The sequence below is a fragment of the Pueribacillus theae genome (assembly GCF_003097615.1).
GTDB classification, from domain to species: domain Bacteria; phylum Bacillota; class Bacilli; order Bacillales; family UBA6769; genus Pueribacillus; species Pueribacillus theae.
On sequence record NZ_QCZG01000011.1, the window covers coordinates 54,070 to 72,408 of the forward strand.

The window sequence follows — 18,339 nt, forward strand, 5'->3', positions numbered from 1 at the left end:
GTAGGAAACACTTTCACACTAGCGCTTTTTCTCTTGGAAGGCGTTTTTTTGTTGCCAAAAAATTAAAGGGGGAAGGAACATTGAGCAATCAATTTTTCAAAAAATGGGGACTTTCAGGCATTGTTCTTTTGTTAATGATGGCTCTTATTGCCGGATGCGGCACCCAGTCTGATAAAGAGAGCAGTCAGAAGGAAGAACCAAAGGAAACGACAGCAACAAATGAGAATCCATTTCCAGTCACGTTCAAGGATGATGCCGGCCGTGAGGTGACGATTGAAAGCGAGCCTGAATCGATTGTATCGATTCAACCGAGCAATACTGAAATTTTGTTTGCGCTTGGATTGGGCGATAAAATTATCGGAGTATCTGACTTTTGCAACTACCCTGCGGAGACGAAAGATATTGAAAAGGTTGGGGGGCAAGATATAGATGCTGAGAAGGTTCTCACGTTACTGCCAGACGTTGCCTTTGTAACAGACTATCACTATAATAATCACCCGGATATATTGGAACAGTTTGAAGAAGCGGGAATTAAAGTGGTTGTAACGGGAAGCGCCTCATCCTTTGATGATGCTTACAGTACAATCGAAATGTTGGCGAATGCAACAGGGACGCCGGATGAAGCAGAAAAAGTGATTACAGGTATGAAAGAGCGTCTTGAAGCGATCAAAGAAAAAGCAAAATCGATTAAAGATAAAAAGAGAGTATGGGTAGAAGTTTCCCCAGCTCCAGATATTTTTACGACGGGAAAAAATACATTTTTGAACGAAATGCTTGAGTCGATTCAAGCGATTAATGTTGCGGCAGATCAAGAAGGCTGGGTGAAGATGAACGAAGAAGAAATCGTTAAGTTAAATCCCGATGTCATTATTACAACGTATGGGTATTATGTTGACGAGCCAGAACAAGAAGTTTATAAACGCGAAGGCTGGGCAGAAGTTCCGGCGGTAAAAAACAAACAAGTTTTTGATGTGGATAATGACACTGTCACAAGGCCCGGGCCCCGTTTAATTGAAGGGGTTGAAAGACTTGCAGAACTTATCTACCCGGAAACGTTCAAAAAGTAAAATCGCTTGGCTGTATGTGCTGGGGGGAGCGCTTGTAGTTAGCGCAGTTCTTCTTGGTTTACTCGTAAGCAGTGTGAGTTTTCCTGTTAGCACGATTTTACATATCGTGTTAGAAAAAACGTTTGGGCTTGGCTTTCTTGACCCCATCGCCAAAAATGAAGAACTTATTATTTGGAATATCCGTTTGCCAAGAGTATTGCTTGCGCTTTGTGTTGGCGCCTCATTAGCCATAGCAGGCGCGGCATTTCAAGGGCTTTTACGCAATCCCCTAGCCGACCCGTACACAATCGGTGTATCATCTGGCGCTGCTTTAGGTGCAGTCGTCGTGCTATTCTTTCAAATAACGATTATCGGTTTGGGAAAATTCACCCTTCCAGTTGTGGCAATCATTAGTGGGTTAATCACGCTGGTAATTGTGTTTGGGCTTGTTCGTTTGAGTAACAAAAGCTTGGCGATTGAAACGATTATTTTGGCAGGCATTATCGTGGGCGCTTTTATCAGTGCCATCACTTCTTTGTTAATTTCGTTAGGCGACCGGGATGCCATGACACAAATCATCTATTGGTTATATGGAAGTGTCGCAATGAGAGGGTGGAGCCATGTGCAATTAATTTTTCCCTTTATGCTCGTGGGCGCGTTCATCCTTCTTTTCCATTATCGTGAATTGAATGCTCTGGCTTTAGGTGAGGAGGCCGCTGAACATATCGGCGTCAATGTGAAAAGGGGCAAAGTATGGATTTTAATCGGAGCTTCTCTACTAACAGGGGCTGCGGTGGCTGTCTCAGGCTCGATTGGATTTGTCGGTCTTGTGATTCCGCACCTCGTTCGTCTTGTGACAGGTCCGAATCATCATCACGTTCTTCCGCTGTCCATGTTAACCGGCGGTGCTTTCCTTATTTTGGCCGATTTATTGGCACGAACCGTTATTGCCCCGCAAGAATTGCCGATTGGGGTAGTGACAGCCATTATCGGCGCTCCCGTGTTTGCTTTCCTATTAATAAGAGAAAGAATTGGAAGAGGGGTTCATCATGATTAAAATTGAAAATCTAGCAGGCGGATATTCAAAGACCCCGATTATTCATGATCTGAATTTGGAAATTAAAAAAGGGGAGTTTTTTGTTTTACTAGGGCCAAATGGAAGCGGCAAATCAACGCTTTTCAAACTTATTACAGGCCGGTTGCCAATCCAAAATGGAAAAGTAACAATTGATGGAAAAGAAATTTCAGCTTTATCTAAGCTCGAAAAAGCAAGAAAAATTGCCGTTCTTCAACAGGAAATGCAAGTGACATTTGATTATACAGTGGAAGATATTATTAGCCTTGGCCGCTATCCTCATCAAAAAGGAATGTTAAAAAGGCTTTCAACCTATGATCGTGAAATTATTGATCGCATGATGGAAATTACGAATGTTGAACAGTTTCGGTATATGCAATTTCGAACGATTAGCGGCGGTGAAAAACAGCGGGTGCTACTGGCAAAAGCATTGGCGCAAGAACCGGAAATTTTATTATTAGATGAACCGACAAATCATTTGGATATCAAACATACGTTCAACATGTTAAATCTATTAAAAGAATGGCAGAAAACAAAAGGGTTAACGATTTTTGCGATTTTGCACGATTTAAATGTTGCGTCCCTCTATGCAAATCGAATAGGACTGCTTTATAACGGGACATTTTTGGACGTAGGGGATGTTGACCTCTTAAGAAACGAAGAACAATTAAAAAAGGTTTACGAAGTGCAAATCAGCACGCAAACCCATCCGACAATTAATAAGCCGCAAATTTTTATGACACCAACTTATTTAACTCGTGAAGCTGTAAAAAACTCGAAATAAGCTTGGTCAATATAGATGGAATAAAAGAATTTTAATTCACAGTTTGGTTTCACATAAGTAGATTGGAAAAGGAGGGAATACTATTGGATGAACGAAGAATTGTCGTTGCCGGTACAGGAAGCGGTGTCGGAAAAACAACGGTAACCATTGGGCTGATGTCAGCATTAAAGAAAAAAGGGCTAACTGTTCAAGGGTTTAAATGCGGGCCAGATTACATTGACCCATCGTATCATACAGCAGTAACCGGAAGAATTTCGCGCAACATAGACAGTTGGATGTTTCATGAGGATACAGTGCTTGATATTTTTGCTTATGGAAGTAAAGAAGCGGATATTTCGGTCATTGAAGGCGTGATGGGGTTTTTTGACGGGAAAGATCCGAGAACAAACAAAGGGAGCACAGCTGAGATTAGTGTATTAACGAAAAGTCCAGTGCTCCTTATTGTGAATTGCGCAAGTATGGCGCGAAGCGCAGCAGCGATTGTCAAAGGGTTTCAAACCCTCTCAGATGAGCCCGCGATCGTGGGGGTGATTGCCAATCAAGTGGGAAGCGAAGGACATTATAAGATCGTAAAGACAGCAATCGAACAAGAATGTGGCATTCCTGTGATTGGCTATTTGAAGCGCGAACAGAACATTGAAGTGCCGGAAAGACAACTTGGGCTCATCCCTTCCATTGAACGAGGAGATCTTGATCCTTTCTTCGATCGTTTAGGGGAGCTTATTCTTGAAACGGTTGATATTGACAAATTACTTGAATTATCGAAAGTGGAGCCTTTGCATGTGAATAACAGCTCCTCGCTATTTGAAAAAAAGAAAGATCCCTTTGTTAGAATTGCGGTTGCAAAAGACATGGCATTCCAGTCGTATTATCAAGAAAATTTAGAAATTCTGGCGTCTTACGGTGCGGAGCTTGTTTATTTTTCACCGTTAGCGGATGAAGCATTACCGAATGCAATCGATGGGATTTACATAGGGGGAAGCTTGCCAGAGGAATTTGTAAGCAAGCTTGAGGAAAATCAAATCGTGAAAACCTCCCTAAAAGAAGCGATTGAAAATGGCGTGCCGACGTTAGCTGAAGGCGGTGGGTTTATGTATTTAACGAACACGATTGAAACGACCGAAAAGAAAACGTATGGCATGGTCGGAATCATTCCAGGGAACATCAAAGTCGAATCAACTTTAAAGGCGATTGGGTATAGGGAGGTCGAAGGCCAGCGCCATAACTTTTTGCTTCACGAAAACGAAATGGCCAGAGGGCATGAATTCCATTATACAACATTTCATTCTGAACAAGATTTCCCGTATGCTTATGAAACAAAGGGGATGCGCGGAACAAAGAAGGAAGGCTTCTTAAAAAACAATCTCGTTGCAGGCTATACCCAGTTCCACTTTGCCTCAAACCCTAAAATGGCAGAAAATTGGATTCAAAAATGCCTTGAATACAAGGGTGGTTGCCATGAATAAAACGAAACAAAACCAAAGGGGGTTAACACTCGTTTATACAGGCGATGGCAAAGGAAAAACGACCGCTGCTCTAGGGATTGCATTGCGCAGCACAGGAAAAGAGATGAAAGTGAAAATTTTTCAATTCATTAAATCTCCACAACGCAGCTATGGCGAACAGCGGGCATTCAAAAAATTGGGTGTTGAAATGATCCAGCTTGGCGTGGGATTTACTTGGACGAAGACACCTGAAGAACACCGGGAGGCGTTAAAAAAAGGATGGCCACTGGCAAAAGAAGCCGTCATGAGCGGGGAATATGATGTTATCATTTTAGATGAATTAAACAATGCCCTTTCTATTGATCGATTTCCGATCGATGATGTGTTGCCGCTTGATGAAGTGATTGATTTGATTCAAAATAGACCGTCCCATGTTCATTTGGTCATCACTGGAAGGAATGCAAAACAGGAAGTAAAAGACGCAGCCGATCTTGTTTCCGTTATTATGCCTGAAAAGCATTATTATGATGAAGGAATCACAGCTGTCAAAGGTTTGGAATTTTAATAGAGGATGTTCAAAAAGTCCGGAGGCTTACAGGAGGTAAGTCAGTTCGACGTTATCACAGGACGTGGTGTCTTTAGTCGAACTTCCTTATTGGCTGCGAATCTCTTCGTCAGCTTGCCTCTCGTTGTCCTCCTTTTTGAACACGCACTAGTAAGAGCCTTTCGAACCAAATAACAGCAAGAAGGTCTTTAAAATAATCTTAATATCTGTGAGAATGGAACGGTGCTGGATGTACAACAAATCCAACGCTACTACCTTCTCGAAATCAAAATGCGCTCTGTTGCTCGTTTGCCATAATCCTGTGCAACCCGGCTTAACTAATAATCGCTGTTTATCGTACTCGCTATATTCCCGCACCTCGCTCGGAAGCGAAGGCCTAGGACCGACAAGGCTCATGTCGCCTTTTAATACATTCCAAATTTGGGGAAGTTCGTCAATGCTTGTTTTTCGAATGAATTTCCCTGTTTTTGTAATTCTTGGATCATGTTTTATTTTAAACAAAGGTCCAGTTGCTTCATTCCTTTCAAGGAGACTTTCTAATTTCTTCTCCGCATCAGGCACCATGGAGCGAAATTTGTACATCGTAAATTCCTTGCCATCCTTTCCGACACGCACTTGCTTAAACAGAATCGGTTGGCAAGGGCTTTCCAATTTTATTCCAATTGCCACAATGATGAAGACCCATGAAAAAACGATAAGACCCAATAAGGCCCCAATGATATCCATTAACCTTTTGGCCAATAAATAACCCGGATCATCCTTTACAAGAATTTTCTGGGAGGTGAAGATGCCGGGTTCCTCAACTCGGTTTGCCAAGAGGATTCCCTCCTCTTTTTTTCTTCACTCCATCTTACGGAAAAGAGATTTTTAGGGAAACGGCTTTTACCACAATCCCAACGAATTGCAAACTTCATAGAAAAAGGTTGAAAGGGATCAACGGAACGCTGCCGGTGCTTCTGAATAATATAGATGCAAAAAAGACTTGCCATCATTGGAAGGTAAGTCCTTGTATTTGACGGGGTGGTTGACTTGAAACTGAACCGTTTAGTGTTTTTGTTCCGTTATTTTCCTACAAAACATCCCAGAAATTATTTCAGCATGTTTTTTGGACTGCTCGGTTCTTTTTTTGGATTTGCAATATGGATCAATGATTTCTTGGGATTTGGTTCAGACAACATGGCTCAAATGGCAAAGCTTGAATCTACGATGTTTTTATTTATCCCCGCTTCACTGGCTGTCATTGCCGCTTTATGTCATAAAACCGATTTAAAGTGTTTGGCTTTTTTGTTGAGTTTACCTGTTTTAAGTGTTTACGGTACTTTCTCTCTTGCTTATGTTCCGTTTTTTTGCTATTTCATTTCCGTAGGCTTGATGTATAAAAAATCGTTAACAAAAAAAGAAAAAGAAGAATTGGAAGAAATGATTATTGGGCAAGTACAAATGATTGGAAAAGAAACTGCAGCGCAAATGAAAGAATTTGAAAATCATTTGAAACTGCCGAATGAATTGAACGCTTTCACGTTTAAGAAAATTTATGAAACAAATTTGAAAGCAGCCAAAGAAATAAAACAGAACTATGACCATTTTATAGAATCAAAAGGGTTAGCCTATGCCAATACGTACCGATTGGGAATTTTCTACCTGTTAACGAGAACAAATGGGCTTTGGGATTTAAAACAAACAATTGGAGATGACACCACGTATACATTCAAAGGTTCATTGAAAACGGGAGAATATATTGGAAACCACCATTTTGGCTATATCGGCAGGGCTGTTGGATTTAGCTGCAATGTTTTAAGGATTGCTGCAGGCATGTATCAAGTTTACTCAAGGACATCAAATTGGAAATATATTTTTTCCTATTTTGATGACCCAAAAGATTCAAAAGCCATTTCGGATGGGTGTACAGATTATGATCGCGGAGATTTTTTTTAATTAAAAAATCGGTGATTAAGCATAAGTACAAGCGCCAATACAAACGTTCTTTATAAAAATAGAATGTGGTTAGGGGATGGTTATTTATTGAAGAATGGAGGAGGTGTATCATTTGTACCCTGATCCTATCCTCATGAATACTTTTCGTGAAAAAATCAGAAATCCATTTTATTGGCATCGTGTCTGTCGAGTGATGTGGCCATACGCAAGAGGCTGTGACTTAAGGAATCCCCGTGTTGCGTACGGCATGGTTGACGGCTTGTCAGGTGCGTTAGATCACCCGATCACCCCGGAACAAAGAGAACAGGCAGCCTGCTGGCTGATGGGCTGCGGCATTGATCCCGCAAATCCTGTGCACAGAGGCAGAATGCTTTCCATGGTTCGCGGGATTTGGTAAAACACAGAAGGTGAAGCTTAGTTCCAATATTCGCTCCTGTTAGAAACCTTAACTTTTGAAATCAAATGAGGCTGCGGTCACATGCCATGACGCGCAGCCTTATTTCTAAATATTAATTTGCGATTGCTTCAGGCTCTTTTTCAAGTGCCATTGCAGGGCCAAAGAATTCAAAGTGGATCCGATCTTCCGGCACGCCCCAATCTTCTAAAGCGTGTTTTACTGTACGCATAAAAGGAACAGGACCACAGAAGTAGAAGTGTGCTTCATTGGAAGGCAATATTTTTTTCAGCCAATCTAAATCAACATAACCTTCTTTCGCAAAGCAGCCGTTTTTGCGATCATCATCCGTCGGTTTTTCGTAACAGAAAAATGCGCGAACGTTTTCATTGTTATCGGCAACAGTATCGACATGCTTCTTCATAGCATGGTAGTTGCCATTGATAGCCGCATGGATGAAGGTTACTTCGCGGCGAGATCCTTTTTCAACCAATGTATTGAGCATGCTCATTAATGGGGTAAGTCCAACACCCCCGCTAATGAGAACGATAGGCAAGCCATGCGATTCGTCAAGCGTAAAGTCACCCGCAGGGGCGCTTAACGGTAGAATATCTCCTTCTTTTACAACGTCATGTAAATAGGTTGAAACTTTCCCGTCAGGTTTGCCATTCATTCCTGTTTCTTTTTTGACGCTAATGCGGTAGTAATCTTTTCCTGGGGCATCGGACAAGCTGTATTGGCGGATATGTGTGTATGTTTCACCAGGGATTGATAGCTTTACACTAATGTATTGGCCAGGAAGGTAAGAAGCTATCGCTTGCTTATCTTCAGGCTGTAAGTAGAAAGAAGTAATAACATCGCTTTCCTTTACTTTTTTTACGACGATGAAATTGCGGAAATCTTTCCATCCGCCAGGCTGGTTTTCTGCGGCTTCATACATTTCTTTTTCTACAGTTATGAACGCATCAGCGATAACACCGTAAGCTTTTTTCCACGCTTCCATAATGTCATCAGTTGCCGCGTCGCCGAGCACATCTTTCATCGCAGCAAGCAAATTCTCGCCGACAATGGGATAATGCTCCGGCTTAATGCCAAGGCTTCGGTGTTTCTCGCCAATTTGTTTGACGACTGGAAGGATATTTCCTAAATTATCAATGTTTGCAGCAGCCGCATAAACGGCATTTGCAAGCGCTTGCTGCTGTCTTCCTTGCTTTTGGTTCGCATGGTTAAAAATATTCAATAATTCCGGGTGGTTTTCAAACATCATTTCATAAAAACGTTTCGTAATCGTTTGGCCATATTCTTCTAAAACGGGAACGGTAGATTTAATGATTTCAATCGTTTTTGCATCCAACATTAAAATCACTCCTTATTTGTTATCACTTTCTAATTCATTTATACCTCGAATAATTTTTAAAAGATATATTTAAAATACATATTTTAAAATCTGTCACATTTTCCTTCACAAAATGTTAATATCTTTAGCCGTAAGATTGGGTGTGGTAGGATATAAGAAAGCGGAGAAAACAGCGAAAAGAGGGGCTTTTTATGCGTCTGACATACTATACTGATTATTCTTTAAGGGTGCTCATTTTTCTTGCGTTAAAGGAAAAAGGCATTCTCTCAAATATTAAAGAAATTTCAGAAGCATACAGCATTTCAAAAAACCATTTAACAAAAATCATTCATGAATTAGGCAAGCATGGCTATATTGAAACAATAAGGGGAAGGAATGGCGGAATCAGGCTGAAACGATTGCCGGAAGAAATAAATATCGGTGAACTTGTCCGCAGGACTGAAGAAGACTTTTATCTCCTTGAATGTTTTGATTCAGAAAAAAACACGTGTGTTCTTAGCCCAGCTTGCCGTTTGAAAAAAATGTTGAACGATGCAATGAACGCTTTTTTCCAAGAGCTTGATCAGTACACACTTGCTGATATTGCAACAAATAAAAATCAACTTATCTCTCTATTGAGAGCAAATACGTAGTATAATAAAAAAGTAAGTTAAATTAAATACGTGCTAGAAGAAAAGGTGTTTATGTAGGATGTTCAAAAAGTCCGGTCGTTGTCCTCCTTTTTGAACATACTTATTAAACTTAAAAGGGAATCCGGTTCAAGTCCGGAACTGCCCCCGCAACTGTAAGCGTGGATGAAATGAGTAAGCCACTGTACAAATAGGCTGTGAGGCGTTTGTATGGGAAGGCTCAAAGTAAGAGGAAGCGCAAGTCAGGAGACCTACCTTTTTTAGCAAGTTTCAAGAAATCTTCGGGGAGGGAGATTTGAAACAGCATTCAGCAAAATGATCGATAAAATGATCTCTAATGTTGCTTTCAAGTCCATTCTTGTCGGGTGGGCTTTTTTGATTTGGCTTTGTTAAACAATATGAAAGAAGTGTGGGATATGTTGAAAGCCGAACAAGTAAACGAAGGATGCAGCGAAAAGAATGGGTTCACTTTTTCTGGGATGGATCTTTATGAAGATGAAAAAGTGATAAAAATCGAATTTCCTTATGCTCTGAAAACATTATCTTCTGCGGTCATTGGTTCAGGCCTTTCATGGAAAAAAGCATTTGTGAATCGCCATGTAGACAAAGATTACAACTGTGATGATCCGATGCGTGATATGCTTCGTTTCATTAAAAATTACGGACTCAAGGCCGATGATTCAATCGCCATGCTGACAGCGGCACATCTGCAAAATCTTGGAAAATGCTATATAAAAAATGAAGAGTTTGAGCTTTTTGTTATCGTCACTGCCGGGGTGGGAAATTCGGTTGATGTTTCGCAAGCAAAGAAACATGAATGGCTCAAGCATCCGATTGGAACAATTAATTGTTGGGTTTTTATAAACGGGTATTTAGCAGAAGAAGCGTTTATTCATGCACTTATGACAGCAACAGAAGCAAAATCGAAAGCGTTTTTTGATGAAAAGGTGATGGATCCCGTGACAAAAACGATCGCGACAGGCACTTCAACCGATAGCATGTTAATCGCTGCCACGCAACAAGGAGCAAAGCATCAATATGCGGGTACGATTACAACGATCGGAAAAGAAATTGGCGAAGCGGTATACAAATGTACAGTGGAAGCCATTCGAAAAAGCCGGCGTTCGAAGTTATGATTTTACTATATCATCTCATTGCAATCTCAGCCGCCTATTTCATCGATCGGATCATTGGCGATCCTGTCAGATTGCCACACCCTGTTCGAATGATCGGTTCGTTGATCGCGATATTTGAGAGAAGCTTGAATCAAGGCAAATACAAAAAGCTTAAAGGTACGATTGTGCTTCTACTTATAATCGCGATCGTTTTCAGTGTAACGCTTTTGATAACTCTAGCTGCCTACCATTTTCATTTCATTTTAGGGATAACGATAGAAGCACTACTTATCGCCACAACAATTGCAACGAAAGGGCTAGCTGATGCTGCAAAGGAAGTTTATCAGCCACTTTCTGAAAGCAACTTGCCAGAAGCCAGAACGAAACTAAGCTGGATTGTCGGGCGGGACACGGAACAACTTACTGAACCAGAAATTACGAGAGCGACGGTTGAAACCGTCGCGGAAAATACGAGCGATGGGATCACCTCCCCGTTGTTTTGGGCTTTTCTTGGAGGAGCTCCGCTTGCCATGGTCTATCGCGCTGTCAATACGTGTGATTCGATGCTTGGCTATAAAAATGAAAAATACAATTTGTTTGGATGGGCTTCTGCCCGTTTCGATGATGTCGTCAATTACATCCCGAGTAGAGTTACAAGCATAGTAATGATTCTAGCAAATAAACCTTTCGTTCCACACACAAGAAAGGATTGTTTCAGAATTGTCTTTCGTGATGCAAGGAAGCATGCTAGCCCGAACAGCGGTTGGGTGGAAGCTGCGGTTGCAGCGCTTCTCGGTGTCCAATTAGGCGGAGAAAATTCGTATCAAGGAATTGTTTCAAAAAGGGCAGTCATCGGTGATTCCCATTACCCGCTTGCTCAAGATCATATTCTTCACGTGAATTCAATTATGCATCGCACTGTTATTGCGACCTTGCTGTTATTTTGGATTGGAGGCGGATGTATTGTCATTGCCAGCACATGGTTCTAACCCGAAACATCTTTTACAAGCGTTACAAGTTGAATCCCCTAATCATCATCTTATCGATTTCAGTGTAAATGTGAATCCTTTTGGGATGCCGGCGTCCATTCGTGCGGTATGGAACGGACTTCTTGCATCCATTGCTGATTATCCTGACCCGGAATCGATGGCCTTAAAGATCGAACTAGCAAAACGTGAATCAATAGGCATCGAGAATATGATGATAGGAAATGGTGCTGCAGAGTTAGTTTTTTTACTAGCAAATGCATTTCGTGGAAAAGATATTTTAATCGTTGACCCAACATTTTCAGAATATCGTTCAGCATGTGAAGCACATGGCTGCCGTGTACACTCTTATCAACTTCGTGAAGAAAATGGCTGGAGGCTAGATGTTGAAGAAATTGTTCAGAAACTTCCAGGTAAGGCTGCATTATTTATATGCAATCCAAATAATCCGACAGGTATAAGGTACGAAAAGGAGTCAGTCATTACGATGATTGAAAAAGCAGAAGAACATCATGTAATGGTGATTATTGACGAAGCTTTTTACGATTTTTGCGATGAACCCTATACACTCATTCCTTATATTGAAAAGTTTTCAAACCTTGCCGTGCTGCGCTCCTTTACAAAAATGTTCGCAATACCCGGGATTCGTCTTGGTTGGCTTGCGGCAAGCAAAGAAATGATGACTAGATTCTCAAAATTGAAACCCCACTGGAGTGTCAATGCGGTCGCTGAACAAATAGGCATTCAATGTTTAGCAGAAGATACGTTTGTTGAACAATCAGTTATCCGCTTAAAAAATGAACGGCAGCGAGTTACAAGTGCATTAAAAGAAATGAATTTTGTTCTTTCAAATAGCAACACCAATTATTATTTGCTTCGCGAACATGAGAAACAAAATTTAGAAACGCTGCTTCGATTTTTAATTAAAGAAGGGATTACAGCGCGCCATACGGAAAACTTCATTGGTTTGGATGGAAATTATTTAAGATTTGCTGTTCGTAAACATGAAGAAAACAACGTCTTATTAGAGGCACTGGAAAGCTGGCGGAATCAATGCTCATCTTCATAACAGGCGGTGTGAGAAGTGGGAAAAGTACATTTGCTGAAAAGCTGGCGATAGAAAAAGCGAAAAACAGCCCGCTTCATTATATAGCGACGAGTAAACGAAATGATATTGAGATGGAAGAACGCATTATGCGCCATAAACAAAGGCGTATTGAAAGCGGTGTCCATTGGCAGACATGGGAAATGGAGAAAGGGTTAGCCAACTTACATACAGAAATCGAAAATAATCGTGTCGTTTTACTAGATTGTCTTACAACGCTTCTGAATAACGAACTTTTCGGATTAACAGAAGAGGGGGAGTTTCACTTTCTAGGTGAAAAAGAAAGGAAGAGGCTGTTTGATTCTTTGATTGGTGCGCTACATACTCTTCAGTTGGATCGGGTGTTAATTGTTGTTTCGAATGAGCTTTTTTATGATGTGCCTGTAAAGGATGAAACCACATTCATTTACACTGCAATGCTCGGTATGCTGCATCAAAAAATTGTCCAATTGGCGGATGAAGCCTATGTTTGTGAGAATGGAATCCCAATACAAATGAAGTGAGAGGAAAATTACATGAAGGGAATTATGCTGCAAGGTACGTCATCAGACGTTGGAAAAAGCGTGCTATCCACAGCGATATGCCGTATTTTAGCAAATAAAGGGTATGCCGTTGCTCCGTTTAAATCACAAAACATGTCAAACAAAACAAGTGTTACGGTAGATGGGAAGGAAATTGCACGCTCTCAATTTTTACAAGCAGAAGCTGCAAAAGTCGTGGCGTCTGCCTATATGAACCCGATTGTCTTAAAGCCAAAGAGCGACCGCATTTCGGACGTTATCCTCCTCGGTGAAAAGGTGCAAACGTATTCGGGATCGGAATACCGCGAAAAATTTTATGAGCGAGGAATCGCAGCAATTAAGGAGTCGTTGGCGAATCTCGAAAAAGAATTTGACCTTGTTGTCATTGAAGGTGCCGGCAGTCCGGTTGAAATGAACTTAAATGACCGCGAACTTGTCAACATGAAGGTGGCGGAAATCGCCGATGTCCCGGTCATTCTTATTGCAGATATTGAACGGGGCGGCGTTTTCGCCAGTTTAGTAGGAACGATGGAGCTATTCACAAAAGAACAGCTAGCGCGTGTAAAGGGCATTATTATTAATAAGTTCCGCGGAGAAATTGACCTTTTTTACAATGGAAAAATCTGGCTGGAGAAGAAGCTGAATTTACCGATTTTAGGTGTTGTACCGACTTTTGAACAGATAAATATTGAAGCGGAGGACTCATTGTCTCAGTCACCCCACGAGCAGATGAACTCGTTTGAACAGCGTGAACTCGCTTATGAACAATTTGCCGCCCATGTTGCTCGCCACCTCGATATCGAGCAAATTATCCGCACGATGAATGAGTGGGGGAAACAATAGGTGGCGCGATTCGTAAAGGAGAGCATCGATGGAATTTTTATAGCGCTGCAGTTTTTCACTGTCATTCCTTTAAGAAAAGAATATTCATTAGATAAACCTCGCTTAAAGAAAGCGATACAGTGGTATCCATTGATCGGAATGCTGCTCGGTTTGATTGTCGTATCCATTGTTTTTGGCTTGCGTACAGTTCCTCAGCTATCTGATCCAGTCATTTCACTCCTCGTCTTAACCGTTTCGGTTGGTATGACTGGCGGGCTGCATCTTGACGGATGGATGGATGCAAGTGATGCTTTTTTCTCTTACCGCGACAAACAGAAGCGGCTTGAAATTATGGACGACCCGCGAACGGGATCATTTGCCGTTCTTTCGGTTTTATTTTTACTCGGGTGGCGATATATCTTTATTTTAGAAACATTGAAAATGGCTGCCTTTTTTACTTTTATTTTAATAGTGTTCCTTTTTTATTTCTCACGGCTTGCGATGTGTTATGTGTTTTTATTTGGGAAACTAGCAAAACCAGAGGGAATTGCTGCTTTTTTTAAAAAAGGGCTGGAAAGAAAAGATTTTCGTTTTCATCTCGTAAGCTTGGCGCTCCTTCTTCTCATCACCATTTTTATTGATGCAACTGTATTCTATTATGCAAGTGTTCTATTCATTGCAACGATATTATTTTCAGTTTGGAGCAAAGTTTTTATCGAAAAACAATTTGGCGGCATTTCAGGCGATACGCTTGGCGCGGCAATAGAAGGGGGAGAAACGTATTTATGGTTCGTGTTGTGGCTGTTACACTTATTCGCCACGGGGCTACAGTAAATAATCGTGAAAAACGATACCAAGGATGGATGGATCCCTCTCTCCTTCCTGAAGAAAAGGAAAGATTGGCTTCATTAAGAACGAGCTTTTCCATCCCGGATCTGGTTATCTCAAGTGATCTTAAACGTTGCACAGAAACCGCAACGACGTTGTTCCCTTATGAACGAATCATCCAAGATGGCAGACTGCGTGAAATGAATTTCGGTGACTTTGAAGGCAAATCGTATGACCAGTTGAAAAATAAGCAAGTGTATCGGAGTTGGGTAGATAACGCTTTTCAAACCGCACCACCGAATGGTGAGTCATTTCAATCGTTTGTTATGCGAATGCAAGAAGGTTGGCAAAACGCAATACAACACTTTAAAGATGAAAATATCAATGACCTCGCCATCATAACCCATGCGGGTGTAATTCGCTTTTTCCTGGAGAAGTATTCTCCAATTAAGAAATCCTATTGGGAATGGGCGATAGAACCGGGCTGTGGGTACCGATTAACCGCAGAAATTGAACAGCTTAGGAGGGGAGACCGTTGCATTTCGTGTTCGGGGGTGCCTTCAATGGAAAATCCAACTGGATAAAAAAGCATTACAATAAGGAATTAGAAAATGCGGGATGGCTGTCCGCCTACGATAGTGATTTTAAACGAGAAGAATTTGAAAATGTTGACACGTTCAAGAATGTTACGATTCTGCAAGGCGTCGAAAATTATATAAAGATGTGCATTCAACCTTTTAGTGAGAGTGATGAAATAAGGAAAAAGTTCAATGAACAATGCGATATATGGCTTGAATGGGAAGAAAGAAGCGCGATCCGGCAACTTATCATCATTGGAAATGATCTTTCAAAAGGAATTGTTCCGATTGAGAAGGAAGACCGTATATGGCGGGACTTAACAGGCTGGTGCTACCAAGACCTTACAACGAGATCAGATCGGGTTGATCTCATCTGGTATGGTATTTCCAAACGGTTAAAATGAGCAACGGATTCGTCAATCCGAATGCTATAATGAAAGCAATTCAAACAATTAAAAAGGTTAAATAATCGGAGGTGCAAGCATGAAAATTTATACGAGATCAGGTGACAAAGGAAGAACAAGTCTGATTGGCGGCAGGGTGGAAAAAGATAACATCCGTGTGCAAGCATATGGAACCGTGGATGAAGCAAACTGTTTTGTCGGGCAGGCAATGGCAGAACTTGAGCAAGAAACATTTCAAGACATCATTGACGAGCTTGAAAAAATTCAACATGAATTATTCGATTGCGGTGGTGATCTAGCGAACGTAACGGGTAATGGCGAATATAAACTAAAACAGGAAATGATTGATTTTCTTGAAGAACGAATTGATGCATATATTGAAGAAACGCCTAAATTGGAGCGATTTATTTTACCCGGCGGCACAAAAGCAGCGGCGGCTCTGCACATCGCAAGAACGGTGACAAGACGTGCGGAACGCGATGTTGTCACGCTTTCGCGAATTGAAGAAAATATTCCACCGCTTGCACAGAAATATCTTAACCGTTTATCTGATTACTTTTTCGCAGCGGCGAGAGTCGTCAATTTCCGTTCAGGCAGAAAAGATGTGGAGTATGAAAGAAGCGCCATCGTTTTTAAGGAAGCAAAAGGAAAGAAAAAAGAGAAGGACGGAGAGTAGAAAAATATGAAACAGTTGGTTGAAATCCCTTTATTGGCTAAAGATATTGGAAGAGAAGTATCAGCATACTTAAATACGCTTACAAAACCGATCGGAAGTTTAGGGCGTTTGGAAACGTTGGCCGTGGAGCTTGCAGAAATGACAGGAAGCCGCTTCCCTGTTGTGGCCCCCCCGGGCGTTCTCGTTTTTGCGGCTGATCATGGTGTGACAGAAGAAGGGGTGTCAGCCTATCCGAAAGAAGTAACCGCACAAATGGTTTTAAATTTTCTTTCTGGCGGGGCTGCAATGAACGTTTTCAGCAGACAAATTGGCGCGCTCTTCGAAATCGTTGATGTGGGTGTTGCCGAGGCTGTTGATGGGGAAGGTTTAATCGCCCGCAATGTAAGAGCAGGGACAAGAAACTTCTGCCAAGAAGATGCAATGGCAGAAGAAGAGGTGATTCAAGCCCTAAATGTAGGGAAAGAAGAAGCAGCAAAAATGATTGAAAATGGTGCAAAATGTTTGATCGTAGGTGAAATGGGCATCGGTAATACAACGTCAGCCAGTGCGCTGCTCTCTGTGATAACTGGAAAAAATGTAAAAGAGTTGATAGGGCCTGGAACGGGTTTGAATTCCGATCAAATGACAAAGAAGCAAAGCGTCATCGAACGAGCAATTGAAGCGCGAAAGCCTGATCAGAATGACCCGCTTGATTTGCTTAAAAAGCTTGGCGGTCTCGAAATCGCTGCGATGGCCGGTGCCATGCTTGAAGCAGCGCGAAATCGAATTCCGATCATTGTTGACGGCTTTATTTGTACGGTTGCGGCGCTGATTGCGAATCAATTTGATAACCGTGCATCCGATTATATGATCGCCGGTCACCATTCAACAGAGCCAGGCCATAAAACCGCTCTTGAGGAATTAGGCAAACAACCATTGCTAGATTTGGAAATGAGGCTTGGGGAAGGGACTGGGGCTGCACTCGCTTTTCCAATTGTGGAAGCTGCAACAAACATGTTGTGCGAGATGGCAACATTTTCGGAAGCTGGAGTTTCCGGGAAATCGGAGCGTTAAAATTCTCAAAAATGAAATAACCAAACACCCACTTTTTGCATATAGTACTCCAGTATGTGAAGAGGGGGCTTTTAGTAAGTGGAACGCCATGATTATAGAAAACCCGCGCTTTTTGAACACCGGTTTTGGTTACAAATTCTTGGTGATCATTCCCGTTTTATCCGGGATGCACTGTCACCAAAAGAAACACGGCTCGTCCGGGAAGCAAATCAAATGATTGCAACATTTGATACATTGCTTTCCCAGGCTAGAAAGCAGTTAGGAGAAAATGAATTAGCTTCGCTAACAAGGTCTGCTTACGAAAAAGCGTTCGAATTACGCCAATTAAAACTTGCGATCATTCGAAGCCATCTAGCGGGGAAGATTTCAATTAGTTTGACGCCGTCCTTTGTAAATCATATGGTGAATGAACTTGAGGAGTACGTTCGCATTTTGCATTATTTGTTAAATAAACAAGTCCCGCCTGTTTCCCATCCTCTCCACCACCACTTAATTTGGCTTCTTGATGGTGCGGGACATGCAGGAGCAATTGAAGGAAATCTTGATCGCACCGAGAAAATGTTAAAAAAGAAAAGTGAAATGTTTACAAAGCATTTTGAAGATTTTTATCTTAAAGCGGTTGAAATGGTGGGTTATTTAAGAACAAACCTTTCACAATTTCCTGCTCTTCAGAAGTTTAATGATGATGTGAAATTGGAAATGGCAATTTTCCAAACCTTTTTGGAAGAACTGGAAGAAATGGAACTTACGAATACATCCCTTTCCATTTTATCCCCATTAATGGCTGATCACATGTTTCGCGAGGAATGCTATTACTTGCATAAACTAGCCGAATCAACAAATACGGAGGAGCCGAATTGTAATCCGGCGAAAGAAAGAATTGAGAGTTAGTTCAACATGAATGGCCATGCTTAGAACCCATTGGATTTACATTCTAATAATTAAACAGGAAGTTAAAAAACCTTGCAATCTTAAGCAAGGTTCTTTAACTATTTTAATATGAACAAGCGACGGAAAGAGA

At 41.4% G+C, this 18,339-nt stretch carries 21 protein-coding genes and 1 riboswitch; of the genes, 19 read left to right on the plus strand and 2 right to left on the minus strand.

The annotated features are described in order from the left end of the window. Nucleotides 1–134 precede the first annotated feature (134 nt). The 5 genes from DCC39_RS07190 to cobO all read left to right on the plus strand — a co-directional run bounded on the left by DCC39_RS07190 (nucleotide 135) and on the right by cobO (nucleotide 4,915). Nucleotides 135–1,067, plus strand: coding sequence for an ABC transporter substrate-binding protein (locus tag DCC39_RS07190; protein ID WP_116554257.1), 933 nt, complete (start codon nucleotides 135–137; stop codon nucleotides 1,065–1,067). Next, entirely contained in the window at nucleotides 1,030–2,103 is a 1,074-nt protein-coding gene (locus DCC39_RS07195; protein WP_116554216.1) for a FecCD family ABC transporter permease, read from the plus strand. The genes DCC39_RS07190 and DCC39_RS07195 overlap by 38 nt, the downstream gene beginning before the upstream one ends. Beyond that, entirely contained in the window at nucleotides 2,096–2,905 is an 810-nt protein-coding gene (locus tag DCC39_RS07200) for an ABC transporter ATP-binding protein (protein ID WP_116554217.1), read from the plus strand. Before DCC39_RS07195 ends, DCC39_RS07200 begins: the two co-directional genes overlap by 8 nt. Before the next feature lie 83 nt (nucleotides 2,906–2,988). Then, the gene (locus tag DCC39_RS07205; protein WP_116554218.1) at nucleotides 2,989–4,371 is read left to right on the plus strand and encodes a cobyrinate a,c-diamide synthase; all 1,383 of its coding nucleotides are present in this window, start codon (nucleotides 2,989–2,991) and stop codon (nucleotides 4,369–4,371) included. Then, complete coding sequence (cobO, locus tag DCC39_RS07210) at nucleotides 4,364–4,915, plus strand: cob(I)yrinic acid a,c-diamide adenosyltransferase (RefSeq protein ID WP_116554219.1); 552 nt, start codon at nucleotides 4,364–4,366, stop codon at nucleotides 4,913–4,915. The genes DCC39_RS07205 and cobO overlap by 8 nt, the downstream gene beginning before the upstream one ends. Nucleotides 4,916–5,062: 147 nt before the next feature. Here cobO and DCC39_RS07215 read toward each other — a convergent pair whose 3' ends face one another. Next, nucleotides 5,063–5,731, minus strand: a complete 669-nt coding sequence (locus DCC39_RS07215; protein ID WP_276309894.1) for a sugar transferase — start codon at nucleotides 5,729–5,731, stop codon at nucleotides 5,063–5,065. Between the two features lie 213 nt (nucleotides 5,732–5,944). On the opposite strand from DCC39_RS07215, the gene DCC39_RS07220 reads away from it, so the two are divergent. After that, nucleotides 5,945–6,850 (plus strand): polymorphic toxin type 44 domain-containing protein, encoded by a 906-nt coding sequence (locus tag DCC39_RS07220; RefSeq protein WP_116554220.1) that lies wholly within the window; start codon nucleotides 5,945–5,947, stop codon nucleotides 6,848–6,850. A gap of 112 nt (nucleotides 6,851–6,962) precedes the next feature. Then, nucleotides 6,963–7,247 carry a hypothetical protein gene (locus DCC39_RS07225; protein ID WP_116554221.1) on the plus strand — a complete coding sequence of 95 codons (285 nt, stop codon included), beginning with the start codon at nucleotides 6,963–6,965 and terminating at the stop codon, nucleotides 7,245–7,247. 112 nt (nucleotides 7,248–7,359) lie between these two features. Here the strand turns inward: DCC39_RS07225 and hmpA are convergent, their stop codons facing one another. After that, nucleotides 7,360–8,601 (minus strand): NO-inducible flavohemoprotein, encoded by a 1,242-nt coding sequence (gene hmpA / locus DCC39_RS07230; RefSeq protein ID WP_116554222.1) that lies wholly within the window; start codon nucleotides 8,599–8,601, stop codon nucleotides 7,360–7,362. 191 nt (nucleotides 8,602–8,792) lie between these two features. Here hmpA and DCC39_RS07235 point away from each other — a divergent pair, with 191 nt between their 5' ends. The 12 genes from DCC39_RS07235 to DCC39_RS07290 all read left to right on the plus strand — a co-directional run bounded on the left by DCC39_RS07235 (nucleotide 8,793) and on the right by DCC39_RS07290 (nucleotide 18,209). After that, nucleotides 8,793–9,233 (plus strand): Rrf2 family transcriptional regulator, encoded by a 441-nt coding sequence (locus DCC39_RS07235; RefSeq protein WP_116554223.1) that lies wholly within the window; start codon nucleotides 8,793–8,795, stop codon nucleotides 9,231–9,233. A gap of 55 nt (nucleotides 9,234–9,288) precedes the next feature. Further along, nucleotides 9,289–9,501: riboswitch (cobalamin riboswitch) on the plus strand. A gap of 109 nt (nucleotides 9,502–9,610) precedes the next feature. After that, a complete protein-coding gene (locus DCC39_RS07240) occupies nucleotides 9,611–10,366 on the plus strand; it encodes an adenosylcobinamide amidohydrolase (RefSeq protein ID WP_116554224.1) in 756 nt (251 codons plus the stop codon). Then, nucleotides 10,321–11,334, plus strand: a complete 1,014-nt coding sequence (cbiB, locus tag DCC39_RS07245; RefSeq protein ID WP_240613570.1) for an adenosylcobinamide-phosphate synthase CbiB — start codon at nucleotides 10,321–10,323, stop codon at nucleotides 11,332–11,334. The genes DCC39_RS07240 and cbiB overlap by 46 nt, the downstream gene beginning before the upstream one ends. Beyond that, nucleotides 11,309–12,400: a threonine-phosphate decarboxylase CobD gene (cobD, locus tag DCC39_RS07250; protein WP_165820798.1), complete on the plus strand. Its 1,092-nt coding sequence runs from the start codon at nucleotides 11,309–11,311 to the stop codon at nucleotides 12,398–12,400. Before cbiB ends, cobD begins: the two co-directional genes overlap by 26 nt. Continuing rightward, nucleotides 12,385–12,939 carry a bifunctional adenosylcobinamide kinase/adenosylcobinamide-phosphate guanylyltransferase gene (locus DCC39_RS07255; protein WP_116554226.1) on the plus strand — a complete coding sequence of 185 codons (555 nt, stop codon included), beginning with the start codon at nucleotides 12,385–12,387 and terminating at the stop codon, nucleotides 12,937–12,939. The genes cobD and DCC39_RS07255 overlap by 16 nt, the downstream gene beginning before the upstream one ends. Before the next feature lie 12 nt (nucleotides 12,940–12,951). Further along, nucleotides 12,952–13,800, plus strand: coding sequence for a cobyric acid synthase (locus DCC39_RS07260; protein ID WP_116554227.1), 849 nt, complete (start codon nucleotides 12,952–12,954; stop codon nucleotides 13,798–13,800). After that, nucleotides 13,801–14,613: an adenosylcobinamide-GDP ribazoletransferase gene (gene cobS / locus DCC39_RS07265; protein ID WP_116554228.1), complete on the plus strand. Its 813-nt coding sequence runs from the start codon at nucleotides 13,801–13,803 to the stop codon at nucleotides 14,611–14,613. Next, nucleotides 14,565–15,191, plus strand: a complete 627-nt coding sequence (locus DCC39_RS07270) for a histidine phosphatase family protein (protein ID WP_116554229.1) — start codon at nucleotides 14,565–14,567, stop codon at nucleotides 15,189–15,191. Before cobS ends, DCC39_RS07270 begins: the two co-directional genes overlap by 49 nt. Next, nucleotides 15,152–15,589, plus strand: a complete 438-nt coding sequence (locus DCC39_RS07275) for a bifunctional adenosylcobinamide kinase/adenosylcobinamide-phosphate guanylyltransferase (RefSeq protein WP_240613573.1) — start codon at nucleotides 15,152–15,154, stop codon at nucleotides 15,587–15,589. Before DCC39_RS07270 ends, DCC39_RS07275 begins: the two co-directional genes overlap by 40 nt. Before the next feature lie 79 nt (nucleotides 15,590–15,668). Then, entirely contained in the window at nucleotides 15,669–16,265 is a 597-nt protein-coding gene (locus DCC39_RS07280; protein ID WP_116554231.1) for a cob(I)yrinic acid a,c-diamide adenosyltransferase, read from the plus strand. Between the two features lie 6 nt (nucleotides 16,266–16,271). Beyond that, the gene (gene cobT / locus DCC39_RS07285) at nucleotides 16,272–17,318 is read left to right on the plus strand and encodes a nicotinate-nucleotide--dimethylbenzimidazole phosphoribosyltransferase (protein ID WP_116554232.1); all 1,047 of its coding nucleotides are present in this window, start codon (nucleotides 16,272–16,274) and stop codon (nucleotides 17,316–17,318) included. A 78-nt stretch (nucleotides 17,319–17,396) separates the two neighbouring features. Beyond that, nucleotides 17,397–18,209, plus strand: a complete 813-nt coding sequence (locus DCC39_RS07290) for a DUF2935 domain-containing protein (RefSeq protein ID WP_116554233.1) — start codon at nucleotides 17,397–17,399, stop codon at nucleotides 18,207–18,209. The last annotated feature ends 130 nt before the right edge of the window (nucleotides 18,210–18,339 follow it).